Raw genomic sequence first — 15,256 nt, forward strand, 5'->3', positions numbered from 1 at the left:
CACTCAGGGCGTCAGGTCCAGCGCCACGCTCACGTTGGTGAACGGAATCTGCGCCTTCTCGTTCAGCGCCTTCACCGTCTCCTGGTCCTGGCTCTCGAACAGGCACATGCACCGCCCGCTCTCCGGCACGAAGGTGGAGCGGATGTAGCGGATCGGCTTGCCCTCGGCCGTCATTTCCTGCGCCGTCGCGATCGCGCGCTGCTGCGCGGCGGCGAGCTGGTCCATCGGGATGCCCTTCAGCGAACGCTCGACCATGAATACTTCCATGACGCTCTCCTTCGAGGTGGTGTGTGTGGGGACCGCCAGTGTCGCGAGAGCCCGCCCACGCCGCAAGGGGTCCTGCTCTCGATTGGACAGACGCGTTGCGCGCCGCCTTCCGCGCCGGCGCGCCGACCCCCAGGGCCGGGGACAATCGCAGCCCATGAAGGAAATCCACGACGAGACCCGCGCCGTCCTGTTCGACCTCGGCGGCGTGGTGCTGGACATCGACCTCGCCCGGCCGCTGCAGGTGTGGCAGCCGCATTCACGCCTCGCGCCGGAAGCGCTGCGCGAGGCCTTCCGGCAGGACGAGCCGTGGTGTCGCCACGAGACGGGCCACCTGCCGCCCGAGGGCTTCCTGGCGCACCTGCGCGAGGTTCTGGCCCTCGACTGCGATGCCGCAACGGTGCGGGCCGGCTTCAACGCCCTGCTGGTCGCCGAGATCGAGGAGACCGTGCGCCTGCTGGACGCGATCCGGCCCGGCGTGCCGCGCTACGCGATCAGCAACACCAACCCCGTGCACGTGGCCGAGATCGAGCGTGCCTTCCCCGGGCTGCTGCCGCGCTTCGACCGCGTGTTCGTGTCGCACGAGATCGGCCACCGCAAACCGGATGCCGCGGCGTTTCGGTACGTGCTGAAGGCCATCGGCGTAGCGGCGCCCGAGGCGCTGCTGTTCGACGACCTGTTGCCCAACATCGAGGCTGCGCGCTCGCTCGGCATGCAGGCGGTGCAGGTGCGGGGGCCGGATGACGTGCGCCAAGGCCTGATCGAACGCGGCCTACTGAATCTTGGGCGGACCTGACGTCGGGCCGAGGGGCAGCCCAGCACCAGGGCCCCCGATTCCTTCGCCCACCACCATTGGGGGGGGAGCCGTTCCGGGCCAAGGTGCAAATTCGCGCCCTGACGACTCTCGTATTGGAAATCAACCATGAACTTCAAGCTCTTCTCCCCTCTTCTCCTCGCCGGCGTCGCCATGGTCTCGCAGCAGGCCCTGGCCTCCGACGGCACCATCACGTTCAACGGCGAAATCGTGGCCAATACCTGCGTCGTCAACGGCGGGAACGGCAACTTCACCGTCACGTTGCCGAAGGTGGGGGCAAACTCCCTTGCCGCCATAGGCGCCACCGCCGGGCGCACGCCATTCCAGATCGCCCTCAGCGGCTGCAGCTGGCCAGACGGCACGAAGGTGCACTCCTACTTTGAAGCCGGCACCACTGTGGATTCGACCACGGGCAAGCTCATAACCGGCAACAGTACCGTGCAGATCGCGCTGTTGAACGCCGACGGCAACCCCATCACGGCCGGCTCTCCCGATGCGACGCAGGCCTCCCAGCAGGCCACCCAAATGGTCGTCGTCACCAATGGCGCGGCGACCCTTCCGTACTTTGCCGAGTACTACGCCACCCAGAAGGCCGTGCCTGGCATGGCCAACACCATGGTGGTCTACACCATCGTCTACAACTGAGCGACGCAGTGCGGATGAGCGAGCGCAGGCTCCCGCCATCCGCACTCATGAACGTTGGATTCACCGACCCCCTGAGGACTGAACATGGACAGCGCGCGACTCATTCGGTATGCAATGAACCTGGCATTGTTCTGTGCCGGGCTCGGCATGGCCTTGGTCGCGCAGGCTTCGGTGGTGATCGCGGGAACCCGCGTGATCTACAACGCCAAGGAGCGCGAGGTCACTGTCAAACTGAGCAACGAGGGGCAGCTGCCGGCGCTCACCCAGGTCTGGCTGGACAAGGGCGACCCCGGTGCCTCGCCCGCGACGATCTCGGTGCCTTTCACGGTAACCCCCCCGATGGCGCGCATGGACCCCGGCAAGGGCCAGACGCTGCGCATCTTCTACACCGGCGAGCCCCTGCCGCAGGACCGCGAGTCGGTCTTCTGGCTCAACGTGCTGGAAGTTCCGCCCAAGCCCAAGGACCAGGCCGACACGAACCAGCTGCAACTGGCGTTCCGCTCGCGCATCAAGCTGTTCTTCCGGCCCGCCGGCCTCGCCGGATCGGCCCAGGACGCGCCCGCGCAGATCGAGTGGCGCCTGCGAGCCGAAGGCGGACGGGTCTCGCTCGAAGCGCGCAATCCATCCCCTTACTTCGTCTCGTTCAGCGCGCTGGAACTCACGGGGACGGGCACGCCGGCCAGGTTCGACGAGGGCGGCATGATCGGCCCGGGCGAGACCAAGGTGTTCCCCCTCACCGGCCTGGCACCGGCGGGCCCGCTGAAGCTGCGCTACCACGCCATCAACGATTTTGGCGGCGCCATCGAGGGGGAGTCGCCGCTGCGCTGACCTCCGCCGTGGCGTTGTCCACGGCCTTCCCCGCCAAACCCGTTCTTCACTGGGGTCGGCCAGCACCGCTTGCCGACCGGGGTCGAGGCTTGCCTGAGCGCCCTCAACTGCAATGCGTGTCTCACCTGCACCGCTGTCGAAGCGTTCCCGCATCCGCGAGGCAGCCTGCCTGCTGATTGCGGGCGCGGCCGCTGGCGCGGGCGCAGCCGGGGTGGGGGACACCGAGACTGCGGACGTCGAATTCGACGGCACCCTGCTGCAGAACACGGGCGCGCAAATCGACGTGAGCCGCTTCAACGGCCGCAACGTCGCATTGCCTGGCACCTACCGCGCCGAGGTGCACGTCAACCAGGTGTGGCTGGGGCGTTTCGACGTGTCCCTGCGGGAAGTCGGCGGCGACCGCCGGAACGTCCAGCCGTGCTTCGACCGCGCCTTCCTGGAGCGCATCGGCGTGGACCTGGACCGGCTCACCGCGCAGGCCGTCGGGCGCCTGGACGAAGGCGGGGGCGCGTGCGTGCCGCTGTCCGCCCTGGTGGAAGGGGCGGCAGCCAGCTTCGACATCGGTGAGCAACGCCTCGACGTAGGCATCCCGCAGGCCCTCATGGCGCACCAGCCCCGGGGCTACGTGGACCCGAAGTACTGGGACGATGGCGTCAACGCGGGCCTGCTGCAGTACCAGGGCAACGTCTTTCGCAGCGAAAGCCATGGCGTGGCCTCCACCCAGGGCTATCTCGGCCTGGAGGGCGGCCTCAACGTGGGTGCCTGGCGCCTGCGTCATCGCGGCAACTACACGCACGAAGAGCAAACGGGCAATCGCTACCAGGGCGTTCAGACCAGCCTGCAGCGCTCCCTCATCGGGCTCAAGAGCAAGCTCGTGCTCGGGGACGCGTTCACGGAAGGAGCGATGTTCGACAGCGTCGGATTCCGGGGGATCCAGCTGGCCAGCGACGACCGCATGCTTCCGCAGTCGCAGCGCGGCTATGCGCCCGTCGTGCGCGGCATCGCCCGCAGCAATGCGCGCGTCCAGATCCGGCAGAACGGCAACCTCCTCTACGAAACCACGGTAGCCCCCGGCCCCTTCGAGATCAACGACCTGTATCCCACCGGCTACGGCGGCGACCTGGAAGTGACGCTCACCGAAGCCGACGGCAGCTTGCACGTCTCGCGCGTGCCCTTTACCGCCATCGTGAATGCGCTTCGCCCCGGCAGCACCCGCTACAGCCTCACGGCCGGGCAGTTCCGCGGCGCGACCGGCGACTTCAAGCCCTACCTGGTGGAAGGCACCGTCCAGCATGGCTTCTCCAATCAGGTGACCGGCTATGGCGGCGCCGTCCTGTCCAAGGACTACGCGGCGGCGGGTGTTGGCGTCGCGCTGAACACGAACTACGGTGCCGTGGGCGTCGACCTCACGCATGCGACGACCCAATTGCTCGAGCAGCCCAGCCGCAGCGGCCAGAGCCTGCGCCTGAGCTACAGCAAGCTGCTGGAGCCGACCCAGACCAACCTGACCGTGGCCGCCTATCGCTACTCCACCCGCGGCTATCTGGGCCTGGCCGACGCCATGGCCGTGTGCGAACTGCAGGAGAACGGCGGGCCCTTCGTCGCGCAGGACGTCCAGCGCGCGAGGTTCGAGCTCATGCTGAACCAGAGCCTGAGCAAGGGCTATGGCGATGTCTACCTCTCCGGCTCCGTCCGGGATTACTGGAGCCGCAGCGGCCGCGACCTGCAATTGCAGGCTGGGTACGGCAACAGTTACGGACGCATCGCCTACGGCTTGTCGCTGGCGCGCCAGCTCGATCCCGGCAGCGGCCGCTGGGAGAACCGCCTCACGTTCAACGTGAACATTCCGCTGGGCGACGGCCCGAACACGCCCTACGCGACCACCGAAGTGCAGCGCGACTCCTCCGGCCGCAGCAGCTTGCGGGAAAGCGTGACCGGAAGTCTCGGCAGGGACCATGCCCTTGCGTACGGGTTGAACGTCGCGCGCACGAGCGACGCGGATCGCGCGGGCGACCGCAGCGTGGGGGGCAACGTTTCCTACGCTTCGCCCATGGCCACTTTCAGCGCCAGTGCCAGCAATGGCACCGACTATTCGCAGCTCAGTGCCGGCGTCTCCGGTGGCTTGGTGGCCTACTCCGGCGGAGTCGCCTTCGCGCCCAGCCTGGGCGAAACGGTGGCCGTGGTGGAGGCCAGGGACGCTGCCGGCGCGCGCCTGGCCGGCGGCACCGGCCTGCGGGTGGATCCCTGGGGACATGGGCTCGTCCCCAACCTCACGCCCTTTGCGCGCAACCCGATCGAGATCGATCCGCAAGGGCTGCCCATGAACATCGAACTCAAGTCGACCCTGCAGATGGCCGCGCCCACCGCCGGTGCCGTGGTCAAGATGAAGTTCGAAACGGAGAACCTCGGACGCACCGCCATCATCGACGCGACGCGTTTCGACGGCAAACCCTTGCCCTTCGGCGCCGAAGTGCGCGATGCCAGCGGGCGCACCGTGGGCACCGTGGCCCAGGGCGGACGGATCCTGGCCCGCGGCCTGAAGGAGGACAGTGGCGTGCTGACGATCATCCTGGACGCCGAGCGCAGGCGGGAATGCCGCCTGCCCTACCACCTGCCGGCCGGACCGGGCGCGCGGGCGGATGCGCCCGTGATGACGAGTGGCATTTGCAGCGACCTGATCGACGTGCATGAAAGCCGGCCCGCCCCGGAAGTCGTCTCGGGAGTCCATCCACGATGAAGCACATTCTTCTGAAGATCGCGCTGGCGGCCCTGCTCCCGCTGTTCTTGCTGCACCAGGAAGCCTGGGCCAGTTGTCCCAAGGACAAGGAAAGAACCATCAGGATCACCCTGCCGAACAAGGTGTACGTGTTCAGCAATGCTGCCGTGGGGACGGTTGTCTGGACCAGCACGGGAAGCGGCAAGGCGCTGCCCATCAACGTCGAATGCCAAGGCCAGACCTACGGCGTCCACAGGCTCGGAAACCACCAGAATGAGGTGACCGGAATGCCGGGTGTCTACAGGACCGATGTGCCTTACCTCGGCATCAAGGTGGTCGAGACCACCAGCTACACCACGGTCGGCGACGCCGTGACGCGTTGGTACACCCCAGCCGCCAACCTCAAGGGACTCTGGGCGCGCCCGTCGTACCAGGTATCCCTGGTGGTGATCGGCAAGGTGACGGAGAACCGATCGCTCAGCATGCAGAACCCGATCGCCCGGGACTATGCCAGTGACTCGCCTACCAGCCTGGTGAACGAAGTCTTGCGATACCAACTGGAGGTTTCCAGTACCAACATCGAGCTCCAGGAGGCGGGCGCATCCGCCTGTACCGCCGCCAACGTTTCCGCCAACCTGGGCACCCATCAAGCGTCCGCGTTCACCGGAATCGGCTCGACCACCGCAGCGACGAGCTTCAACATCCGGCTGACGAATTGCCCGACGACCGGCAAGAGCTCCGTCATGTACCAGGTCGATCCCATCACGGCGGTGGCAGACCCCGACCAGTCGGTCGTGACGCTCAATCCGGCTTCCACGGCGACGGGGGTGGGCGTCCAGTTGCTCGATGGCAGCGGGACACCGTTTCCGCTGGGAACTCCGACCAGTCCGGGCGCCACCAGCGCCAGCTACACGATTCCCCTGAAGGCCCGCTTCTACCAGACGGGCACCGCCGTCAAGGGAGGTGCGGCCAATGCGGCGATGACATTCACGATCACGTACCAGTGACGCGTCGATGCGGCCTGCTCAGGGGCGCAGACGCGCCTGCAAGGCCGCCCACGACGTCAGTTCGCCCGCCAGCGCGCTGGCCATCACCGTCGCCGGGCTGGCCAGCCACACCTGGCCCGGGCCCGAGCGGCCCGGGAAGTTGCGGTTGATGGCGCTCACCGTGACCTGGCCGGCCGCGGTCGAGGAGCCCGGCCCGCAGTTGGCGCAGGCCCCGCAGGAGGGCTGCAGGATGCGCGCGCCGGCGGCTGCGAAGGTGCGGTCGTAGCCCTGCGCGATGCAGTAGTCGCGCACCGCCGTCGTGCCGTACTGCAGGTACAGCTGCACGTGCGCCGGCACGCGCAGCCCCCTTGCCAGCCCCCACGCCAGCACGGCGTGATACTGGTCGAAGTCCTCGCGCTTGCCGGCCGTGCAGGAGCCGCCGTAGGCGATGTCCACCGGCACCCGCTCGCCGAGCTGGTCCAGCGGCAGGCCGTTGCCGGGATCGCCGGGCCGCGCGACCATCGGAGACAGCGCGCTGCAGTCGACGCGGATCGTGTCGCTGTAGGCCGCGCCCGGGTCGCTGCGCATCCACGGCTCCAGCGTGAACGCGACGCCCCGGCGCTCCTGCAGGAAGCGCAGGGTCTCCTCGTCCGGTTCCACGAGGCCGGTGAGGCCGCCCAGCTCCGCGGTCATGTTGGTGAGCGTCGCGCGTTCGTCGGTGGCCAGTGCGGCCAGGGCCGGGCCGCCGAACTCGAACACCTTGCCGACACCCGCGCCGGCGCGGATCGCCGGGAGGCGCAGCAAGTGCAGCGCCACGTCCTTGGCGGCGACGCCCGGCGGCAGCGCGCCTTCGAGCTCGATGCGCAGCACCTGCGGCATCGTCAGGCGCACGGCCCCGGTGACGAAGGCATTGGCCATGTCGGTGGTGCCGACGCCGAAGGCGACGCAGCCCAGCGCCCCGCTGTGCGGCGTGTGCGAGTCGGTGCCCGCCACCAGCTGGCCCGGCAGGGCGTAGTGCTCCGCCATCATCGCGTGCGAGATCCCGGCGACGTTGCTGCCGTCGTCGGCGCGCGCCTCGTCCTCGGTGAGCGTGCGGTGGCTGCGCAGCCCGTATGCAGCCGCGAAGTCCCGCTGCGCCTGCTGCATCGCGTGCATGTTGGGCAGCAGCGGCGAGCCGGCGTGCGCGGGGCTTTCCTCCACGTAGGAGGTGTGGTCCTCGAACACCAGGATGGAGCCCGGGTCGTGCAGCGCCAGCGGACGCCCCAGCGTGGCGTGCAGCATGTGCGCCGCCATGCCCGTGTAGTACTCGTGGATGAAGCGCCAGTCGGCGCGCACGAAGAAGCCCTCGCCCGGCTGCGGCGCGTCGGGCGTCACCGGCGTGTGCAGCATGTGGCGCTGCACGATCTTCTCGAACAGCGTCAGCGGACGCGCCCCGGAAGGCACGGCCACCGGCCGCGCGGCCCGCAGGTGCTGCTGGCCGAAGCGCAGCAGGCCGCCGCTCTTCAGGATGGCCGCCGCCAGCGCATCGCGGCCGGCGACCAGTTCCTCGATGGGGATCGCCTCGCCGCGCTGCAAGCGCTCCACCAGCCCGAAGTCGGTGGAGGTGAAGAGGCCGATGTTGTCGGCGTTCTGGCGGTAGATGCGCTCGAAGCTCTCCGCGATCACCAGCCGGATGCCGGCCAGCAGCTCCGCCGCCGGGCTGTGCTCGCGCGACGAGCCCTTGCCGTAGCGCCGCCCCGCGACGGCGACCTGGAAGCCGCCGGCCTGCACCGCGCCGGCCGCGATCGGCTGCTGCCCGTCGGCGGTGGTGAAGCCGGTGTAGGGGAAGCGCGCGAGCTTCGCGTCGTAGTGCGACATGATGCGCACCGGGCTGATCTCGTCGGTGGAGATGTCGTCGCGCAGGGGGCCGGCCTCCGCGCGCGCGAGCTGCCGGCCGGCAAGCTGCGCGCGCAGGGCGTCCGGGTTCTGCGCGAGGAACAGGAGGCGCGGCTGGGCGCCGAAAGCGAGGACTTCGTTCATGGCGTTGGGGCGAGCGACGCCAGGTGCTCCACCAGGGCCTGCGCCGCCGGCGTGAGCGACGGGGCGTCGCGGAAACAGAGGATGAAATGCCGCCGGGCCCAGGGCTCCTCCAGCGGCAGCAGCACGAGGCCGGCCGGCGCGCTCGCGCCCGCTTCGGCCACTTCGCGCGGCACGATGCTGATCGCGAGGCCGGCCCGCACCACCCGCAGCGCGGCCTCGAAATTGGTGACGACCACGCGGTGGTCGACGCCGCGCCCGAGCGCCGCGGCCCGCCGCTGCAGCATCACCTGCACCGCGCTGTTCACGGGCAGGCTCACGTGCTCGTAGGGCAGCGTGTCGGCGAAGCGCAGCTTGCGCCGCCCGGCCAGCGGATGGCCGCGCGGCACGGCGACGCAGAGCGTGTCGCTGCGATAGGGCCGCGACTGCAGGGCGCCCACGTCGGCGGCATCCCAGCACACGCCCAGGGAGGCATGGCCCTCGCGCACGCCGCGCACGATCTCCGGGCTGACGCGCTCCTCCAGGTCCACCTTGATCGCGCGGTGCCGCGGCTGGCGCAGGAAGGCGGCGACGTCGTCGGCCAGCGACTCGGTCATCGCCGACACCGAGGCGAGGATGCGGACCTGGCCACGGCCGCCGGCGACGTAGGCCTCCATGTCGCGCTCGATGCGGGCCGCGCCATCGAGCATGCCCCGCGCGTGCTCCAGCAGGGTCTGCCCCGCCGGCGTGGGCTCCACGCCATGGCGCCTGCGCACCAGCAGCGGCGTGCCGACCTGGTCTTCCAGCTGGGCCAGCCGCTTGCTGATGGCGGATCCCACGATGCTCGCCTTTTCGCCGGCGCGCGCGATGTTGCCCGTCTCGCAGACGGAGACGAACAGGCGCAGGGTGGTCAGGTCGAAGTCGCGCAAGGAATTCCGGATTGGAACTTGATCGTTCCGAAATTGATATGAAAGGCCAATACGGAAATTCTAAACTCACCTCCCATGCAAGCCTCCTCCTTCACCGAATCCCTGCCGCGCCGCGTGGTCGTGCGCGAGATGGGCCTGCGCGACGGCCTGCAGAGCGTCGCGACCGTCGTGCCCACCGCCGCCAAGCTCGAGTGGATCCGCGCGGCGTACGAAGCCGGCCAGCGCGAGATCGAGGTCGGCTCCTTCGTCCCGCCCAGGCTGCTGCCCCAGTTGGCCGACACCGGCGAGGTGCTGGCCTTCGCGCAGACCCTGCCCGGGCTGCGCGCCACCGTGCTGGTGCCCAACATGAAGGGCGCCGAGCGCGCCATGGACGCGCACGCGGAGATGATGCTGCTGCCGCTCTCGGCCAGCCACGCCCACAGCCTCGCCAACCTGCGCAAGGCGCCGGACGAGGTCGTGGCCGAGATCGGCCGCATCCGCGCCGAGCGCGACGCCCGCGGCGTCCGCACCGCAATCGAGGTCGGCATCAGCACCGCCTTCGGCTGCACGATCCAGGGCCGGGTCGAACCGGAAGAGGTCGTGCGCCTGGTGCAGGCCGTGCTCGATGCCGGCGTGGACGCCGTGAGCCTGGCCGACACCGTGGGCTACGCCGATCCCGCGATGGTCTCGCGCCTGTTCGAGCGCGTGCTGCGCGTGGCCGGCGACCGGCTGGTGTGCGGCCATTTCCACGACACGCGCGGCCTGGGCCTCGCCAATGTGTTCGCCGCGATGCAGCTGGGGATCGCGCGCTTCGATGCCTGCATCGCCGGCATCGGCGGCTGCCCGCACGCGCCCGGCGCCAGCGGCAACGTCTCCACCGAGGACCTCACCTACATGCTGCACAGCATGGGCGTGGAGACCGGCCTCGAATTCGACCGCCTCCTCGCCCTGCGCGCGCGCGTCGTGCAATGGCTGCAGGGGGAGCCGACCCATGGAACGATCTGGAAGGCCGGCCTTCCGAAGACGATGAAGGAGGCCCTCCATGCCTGAACCCCGAGCCACTACTGCGCCGCAGCCCCTGAAAGGCCTGCGCGTCATCGAGTTCACCCACATGGTCATGGGCCCCACCTGCGGCATGGTGCTGGCCGACCTGGGCGCGGAGGTGATCAAGATCGAGCCGATCGACGGCGACCGCACGCGCGGCCTGCTGGGGGCGGGCGCCGGCTTCTTTCCCATGTTCAACCGCAACAAGAAGAGCATCGGGATCGACCTGCACCAGGGCGAAGGCGCGGCGCTGGCGCGCCGGCTGTGCGCCTCGGCCGACGTGGTGGCGGAGAACTTCAAGCCCGGCACCATGGAGAAGTACGGCCTCGACTACGCTTCGCTGAGCGAGGGCAACCCGAAGCTGATCTACGCGACCTGCAAGGGCTTCCTGCCCGGCCCCTACGACCACCGCACCGCGCTCGACGAAGTGGTGCAGATGATGGGCGGCCTCGCCTACATGACCGGGCGCCCCGGCGATCCGCTGCGCGCTGGCACCAGCGTCAACGACATCATGGGCGGCCTGTTCGCGGCCATCGGCGTGCTGGGCGCGCTGATCCAGCGCGGCATCACCGGCCGCGGCATGGAGGTGCAGTCGGCGCTGTACGAGAACAACGTGTTCCTCATGGGCCAGCACATGCTGCAGTACGCCGTGACCGGCAAGCCCGCGGCGCCGCTGCCCGCCCGCGACAACCCCTGGGCGGTGTACGACGTGTTCACCGTGAAGGACGGCGAGCAGATCTTCCTCGCCGCCGTGAGCGACGCGCAGTGGCTCAAGTTCTGCGACGTGCTGGGCTTCCCCGACCTCAAGTCCGAGCCGGACTACGCCACCAACAACCAGCGCGTGCTGCAGCGGCCGCGCCTGCTGGCCGTCCTGCGCGAGCGCCTGCGGGACCGTGGCGCGGCGGAGCTGGCTTCCCTGATGGAACAGGCGGGCTTGCCCTTCGCGCCGATCCGCCGGCCCGAAGACCTGTACGATGACGAGCACTTGCTGGCCACCGGCGGCCTCGCCGACGTGCGGCTCCCCGATGGGCCGAAGGCCGGCGAGACCGTCAAGACGACCCTGCTGCCCTTCACCCTCGGCGGCGAGCGCCTCGGCGTGCGGCTCGACCCGCCCGCCCTCGGCGCCCACAGCCAGGAGCTGCTTCGCTCCGTCGGCCTGGCCGACGCGGAGATCGCGGCGCTGAAGGCGAAAGCGGTGGTGGCCTGAGACGAAGCACGCAGTTCAGGAGACAAATTGAGCCACATCGCCAAGTCCGTTCGCCGCCGCCAGCTGCTGGCCGCCGGCACCGCCCTCGCCGCTTCCGGCGCCCTGCCCTTCGCCGCGCTGGCCCAGTCCGGCACGGTCAAGTTCATCCTGCCCAACGCCACCGGCTCGGGCGTCGATGCGATCACCCGCGCGGCCGCGCCCGCGCTGGGCAAGGCGCTCGGCGCCTCGGTCGTGGTGGACAACCAGCCCGGCGCCGGCGGCATCGTCGGCCTGCAGGCCCTGGCGCGCTCGGCGCCGGACGGCAGCACGCTGTCCATGGTGTCGAACAACGTCGTGATCTTCCCCAGCGTGATGAAGTCCCTGCCCTTCGACATGCCGGGCGACTTCACGCCGATCGCCGTCGTGGGCGCCACGCCCATGGTGATGGTGGTCAACCCGCAGAAGGTCGCCGCCAGCAACGCGCGCGAGTTCTTCGCCCTGCTGAAGGCCAAGCCGAACACCTACAACTTCGGCTCGGGCGGCAACGGCACGATCCTGCACCTGGCCAGCGAGCTGGTGCTGGACGCCGCCGGCGTCAAGGCGCGCCACATCCCCTACAAGGGCGTGGGCCCGATGGTGACCGACCTGCTGAGCGGCCAGATCGACTTCGCCACGGCGGCCATGCCCAGCGTGCAGGCGCACATCAAGAGCGGCGCGCTGCGCCCGATCGCCATGCTCACGCCGCAGCGCGCGCCGGTCGCGCCGGAAATCCCCACCTTCGCCGAGCAGGGCCTCGCCAACTTCGCGGTCGAGGCGTGGTTCGCGGTGATCGGCCCGAAGGGCATGAGCGCGGCCAGCGTGAAGAAGGCGCACGACGCCGTCGTGGCCGCCTTCGACGACGCGGCCGTGAAGGACGCGATGGCCAAGCAGGGCAACCCCATCCACGTCGGCACGCCCGAACAGGCCCAGGCCGCATTCCGCAGCGAACTCGCGAAGTACGCCGCGCTGGTGAAGAAGGTCGGGCTGGAACCGCAGTAGCGCCTGCGCGGGCATGACGCAGGGGCTGGGCCCCGGAGTCAGGCCCGCGACTGGACCGCCGCGACGAACTCCGTGAACGCCTGCTCCAGTTCGTCGAGCAGTTTCTCCAGGTCCGGCGCGCTCGCCTGCGCGGCGCGCTCTTCCAGCGCCGCCGCGACGGCGGCATAGCGCCCGGCCGAGACCATCAGCCCGGCGCCCTTGGCCGAGTGCGCCAGCAGGCCGAAGGTCTGCCGGTTGCCCGAGCGCAGGGTGGTGCGCAGCTTCGCCAGCAGCGGCGGCGTGGCCTGCTGGAAGGTGCCCAGCGCCACCTGCTGCAGTTCCTCGTCGCCGCCGAAGCGCGAATCGAGGTCGCCCGGCGAGAACGGCGGCAGGTCCGCCGGCGTCGACTGCGGCTGGCCCCCCGCCCAGCGGGCCAGCACGCCCCGCAGCAGCCGCAGGTCGACCGGCTTCGGGATGTAGTCGTTCATGCCGGCCTCGAGGCAGCGCTCGCGGTCGCCCTTGATCGCATTGGCCGTCATCGCCACGACGGTGGTGGTGCAGCCGGCCGCGCGCAGCCGGCGCGTGGCTTCGTAGCCGTCCATCTCCGGCATCTGGCAGTCCATCAGGATCAGGTCGAAGGGCTCGGCGAGGGCCAGCTCGCACGCTTCGATGCCGTTGGCCGCCAGCCGCACCTCCTCGTAGCCCAGCTTGCGCAACAAGCCGAAGGCGACCACCTGGTTGGTGACGTTGTCCTCCGCGACCAGGATGCGCGTGCTCGCCGCGGGCGGCGGCAGGTCATGCCACACCGTGGCCGGCGCGGCCTCCTGCGCCGCCAGCAGCGGCAGCGAGATGATGAAGCGGGAGCCGTGGCCCGGCGCGCTGCGCACGCGCACCGCGCCGCCCATCAGGTTGACCAGCTGCTGCACGATCGCGAGCCCCAGGCCGGTGCCGCCGAACTTGCGCGTGGTGGCCGTGTCGGCCTGCATGAAACGCGTGAACAGCTGCGGCTGCACCTCGGGGGGGATGCCGATGCCGGTGTCGGCGACGGCGAATTCCAGCACGTAGGCGGCCGCCTCGGTGGTGGCGCGGATGTCCAGCGAGATCGAGCCGGCGTGGGTGAACTTCAGCGCGTTGCCCAGGAGGTTCACCAGCACCTGGCGGATGCGCGTCGGGTCACCCTGCACGAACTGCGGGACGCCCGCTTCCATGCGCACGCGGAACAGCAGGCTCTTCTCCGTCGCGCGCAGGCGGTACAGCGTCGCGAGGTCCTCCACCAGCTCGTACAGGTCGAAGGCCACGCTCTCGATTTCCATCTGGCCGGCCTCGATCTTGGAGAAGTCGAGGATGTCGTTGACCAGCGCCAGCAGCGAATGCGCGCTGCGGTCGATCAGGTCGGCGTGGCGCCGCACTTCGGGCGTGAGCGTCTCGTCCAGCAGCAGCCGGGTCACGCCGATGATCCCGTTCAGCGGCGTGCGGATCTCGTGGCTCATGGTGGCCAGGAACTGGCTCTTGGCCCGGTTCGCCTGGTCGGCCGCATCGCGCGCCTCGCGCAGGTCCTGCTCGGCCTGCTTGTGCTGCGAGATGTCGCGGTTGGTGCCCACCATGCGCAGCGGCACGCCGTAGGCATCGCGCTCGGCGACGCGCCCCTCGCTGTGGATCCACAGCAGCGAGCCGTCCAGCTTGCGCACGCGGTGCTCCACGGCATAGTGAGGCGAGCGGCCGTCCAGCACGTTCTCGAGCGCCGCCTGGATGCGCGGCAGGTCCTCCATCGGCACCATCTGCAGCAGCTCCTGCGCCGGGACGTGGGTCTCGTGCGGCTCGCCGCCGCGCATCGCGGACCAGGTCGCGGAGAGATAGATGACCTCCGTGTGCACGTCCAGGTCCCACAGCGCCAGGCCCGAACCCTCCAGCGCGCGGTGCAGCCGCTCCTGGCTCTGCTCCAGCGCCATGCGCGCCTGCCTGCCTTCCGTGATGTCCTGCAGCGCGCCCACGATGGCGGCCGGCCGCCCGGCCCGGAATTCGACGTGACCGATCGAGCGCACCCAGATCGGCCGGCCCTGCGCGGTCGTCATCGGCAGTTGCACGTCCCAGGGCTCGCCGGTGGCGATGCTGTGTTCCGCCGTGTTGCGGATGGTCTCCTGCGCCTGCGCGGAGAAGTAGCGCTGGTGCTCGTCGCCGGTCGGCCGGTAGTCCGGCGGCAGGTCGTGGATGCGCCGCGTCTCCGCGGTCCACAGCACTTCGCGCGTCTCCAGGTCCATCCGCCAGCCGCCGACGCCCGCGATCTGCTCCGCGCTTGCGAGGAACTCGTTGCTGGCTTCGAGCTGCCGGTGCGCGGTGACCGCGGCCTGCCGCAGCAGCAGCACCTGCATCGTGGCCTGCGCCAGTTCCTGCAGTGCCGCGCGCTGGCCGGGCTCGAGCCCCGCGCGCGGCACGACATCCAGCACGCACAGCGTGCCGACCACGTAGCCCTCGGCCGTCGTCAGCGGCGCTCCGGCGTAGAACACCAGGGGCGGCGCGGCCCGCACGCAGCTCTTGGAGACCGTGCGCGGATCGAGACGCGTGTCGGGGATCTCGACGTACTCGCGGGTGGCCAGCACGGTGGTGCACAGGGCCTCGGCCCGGGGGATTTCGTCGTAGCCCTCGAGACCCGCCCGCGCCTTGATCCACTGCCGGTCCCGGTCGATCAGCGTCATCGCCGCCATGGGGGTGCCGCAGGCCGCGGCCGCACTGCGCACCAGGGCATCGAGCACCGCCTCGGCGGGCGTGTCGAGGATGCCGAGGCGATGCAGGGCCGCCAGGCGGGCGGCTTCGTCGGCTTCGGAGGGTCGGGTGGCGGGAATCGCGGTCTCCACG

12 protein-coding genes are annotated in these 15,256 nt (G+C 70.0%); 8 read left to right on the forward strand and 4 right to left on the reverse strand.

From position 1 onward, the window contains the following. Positions 1 to 3: 3 nt before the first annotated feature. Positions 4 to 267 carry a DUF4242 domain-containing protein gene (locus tag JJ685_RS12165; RefSeq protein WP_201674487.1) on the reverse strand — a complete coding sequence of 88 codons (264 nt, stop codon included), beginning with the start codon at positions 265 to 267 and terminating at the stop codon, positions 4 to 6. A 154-nt stretch (positions 268 to 421) separates the two neighbouring features. Here JJ685_RS12165 and JJ685_RS12170 point away from each other — a divergent pair, with 154 nt between their 5' ends. The 5 genes from JJ685_RS12170 to JJ685_RS12190 all read left to right on the forward strand — a co-directional run bounded on the left by JJ685_RS12170 (position 422) and on the right by JJ685_RS12190 (position 6,274). Continuing rightward, complete coding sequence (locus JJ685_RS12170) at positions 422 to 1,060, forward strand: HAD family hydrolase (protein ID WP_201674488.1); 639 nt, start codon at positions 422 to 424, stop codon at positions 1,058 to 1,060. Positions 1,061 to 1,186: 126 nt separating this feature from the next. Beyond that, the gene (locus JJ685_RS12175) at positions 1,187 to 1,723 is read left to right on the forward strand and encodes a fimbrial protein (protein WP_201674489.1); all 537 of its coding nucleotides are present in this window, start codon (positions 1,187 to 1,189) and stop codon (positions 1,721 to 1,723) included. A 114-nt stretch (positions 1,724 to 1,837) separates the two neighbouring features. Beyond that, a complete protein-coding gene (locus JJ685_RS12180) occupies positions 1,838 to 2,551 on the forward strand; it encodes a fimbria/pilus periplasmic chaperone (protein ID WP_201674490.1) in 714 nt (237 codons plus the stop codon). Between the two features lie 112 nt (positions 2,552 to 2,663). Further along, complete coding sequence (locus JJ685_RS12185) at positions 2,664 to 5,288, forward strand: fimbria/pilus outer membrane usher protein (protein ID WP_201674491.1); 2,625 nt, start codon at positions 2,664 to 2,666, stop codon at positions 5,286 to 5,288. Further along, positions 5,285 to 6,274, forward strand: a complete 990-nt coding sequence (locus JJ685_RS12190; RefSeq protein WP_201674492.1) for a fimbrial protein — start codon at positions 5,285 to 5,287, stop codon at positions 6,272 to 6,274. Before JJ685_RS12185 ends, JJ685_RS12190 begins: the two co-directional genes overlap by 4 nt. A gap of 18 nt (positions 6,275 to 6,292) precedes the next feature. Here the strand turns inward: JJ685_RS12190 and JJ685_RS12195 are convergent, their stop codons facing one another. Both JJ685_RS12195 and JJ685_RS12200 read right to left on the reverse strand, forming a co-directional pair. After that, positions 6,293 to 8,272 carry an aconitase family protein gene (locus JJ685_RS12195; RefSeq protein WP_201674493.1) on the reverse strand — a complete coding sequence of 660 codons (1,980 nt, stop codon included), beginning with the start codon at positions 8,270 to 8,272 and terminating at the stop codon, positions 6,293 to 6,295. Further along, entirely contained in the window at positions 8,269 to 9,177 is a 909-nt protein-coding gene (locus JJ685_RS12200; RefSeq protein WP_201674494.1) for a LysR family transcriptional regulator, read from the reverse strand. The genes JJ685_RS12195 and JJ685_RS12200 overlap by 4 nt, the downstream gene beginning before the upstream one ends. A 75-nt stretch (positions 9,178 to 9,252) precedes the next feature. Between JJ685_RS12200 and JJ685_RS12205 the strand changes: the two genes are divergently transcribed. Genes JJ685_RS12205 through JJ685_RS12215 form a run of 3 tightly spaced genes read left to right on the forward strand, consistent with a single transcriptional unit; the run spans position 9,253 to position 12,424 of the window. After that, complete coding sequence (locus JJ685_RS12205; protein WP_201674495.1) at positions 9,253 to 10,206, forward strand: hydroxymethylglutaryl-CoA lyase; 954 nt, start codon at positions 9,253 to 9,255, stop codon at positions 10,204 to 10,206. After that, positions 10,199 to 11,407: a CaiB/BaiF CoA transferase family protein gene (locus JJ685_RS12210; RefSeq protein ID WP_201674496.1), complete on the forward strand. Its 1,209-nt coding sequence runs from the start codon at positions 10,199 to 10,201 to the stop codon at positions 11,405 to 11,407. The genes JJ685_RS12205 and JJ685_RS12210 overlap by 8 nt, the downstream gene beginning before the upstream one ends. A 36-nt stretch (positions 11,408 to 11,443) precedes the next feature. Next, positions 11,444 to 12,424 carry a Bug family tripartite tricarboxylate transporter substrate binding protein gene (locus tag JJ685_RS12215; protein WP_201674753.1) on the forward strand — a complete coding sequence of 327 codons (981 nt, stop codon included), beginning with the start codon at positions 11,444 to 11,446 and terminating at the stop codon, positions 12,422 to 12,424. Positions 12,425 to 12,462: 38 nt separating this feature from the next. Here the strand turns inward: JJ685_RS12215 and JJ685_RS12220 are convergent, their stop codons facing one another. Continuing rightward, complete coding sequence (locus tag JJ685_RS12220) at positions 12,463 to 15,255, reverse strand: ATP-binding protein (protein WP_201674497.1); 2,793 nt, start codon at positions 15,253 to 15,255, stop codon at positions 12,463 to 12,465. Position 15,256: the final 1 nt, after the last annotated feature.

The organism is Ramlibacter monticola, assembly GCF_016722785.1.
In the GTDB taxonomy this organism is placed as follows: domain Bacteria; phylum Pseudomonadota; class Gammaproteobacteria; order Burkholderiales; family Burkholderiaceae_C; genus Ramlibacter; species Ramlibacter monticola.

What these genes read in the sequence shown, in the direction of transcription:
- JJ685_RS12165 (WP_201674487.1), bottom strand. Translation starts at nt 267, where the DNA reads ATGGAAGTATTCATGGTCGAGCGTTCGCTGAAGGGCATCCCGATGGAC.
- JJ685_RS12170 (WP_201674488.1), top strand. Translation starts at nt 422, where the DNA reads ATGAAGGAAATCCACGACGAGACCCGCGCCGTCCTGTTCGACCTCGGC.
- JJ685_RS12175 (WP_201674489.1), top strand. Translation starts at nt 1,187, where the DNA reads ATGAACTTCAAGCTCTTCTCCCCTCTTCTCCTCGCCGGCGTCGCCATG.
- JJ685_RS12180 (WP_201674490.1), top strand. Translation starts at nt 1,838, where the DNA reads ATGAACCTGGCATTGTTCTGTGCCGGGCTCGGCATGGCCTTGGTCGCG.
- JJ685_RS12185 (WP_201674491.1), top strand. Translation starts at nt 2,664, where the DNA reads ATGCGTGTCTCACCTGCACCGCTGTCGAAGCGTTCCCGCATCCGCGAG.
- JJ685_RS12190 (WP_201674492.1), top strand. Translation starts at nt 5,285, where the DNA reads ATGAAGCACATTCTTCTGAAGATCGCGCTGGCGGCCCTGCTCCCGCTG.
- JJ685_RS12195 (WP_201674493.1), bottom strand. Translation starts at nt 8,272, where the DNA reads ATGAACGAAGTCCTCGCTTTCGGCGCCCAGCCGCGCCTCCTGTTCCTC.
- JJ685_RS12205 (WP_201674495.1), top strand. Translation starts at nt 9,253, where the DNA reads ATGCAAGCCTCCTCCTTCACCGAATCCCTGCCGCGCCGCGTGGTCGTG.
- JJ685_RS12210 (WP_201674496.1), top strand. Translation starts at nt 10,199, where the DNA reads ATGCCTGAACCCCGAGCCACTACTGCGCCGCAGCCCCTGAAAGGCCTG.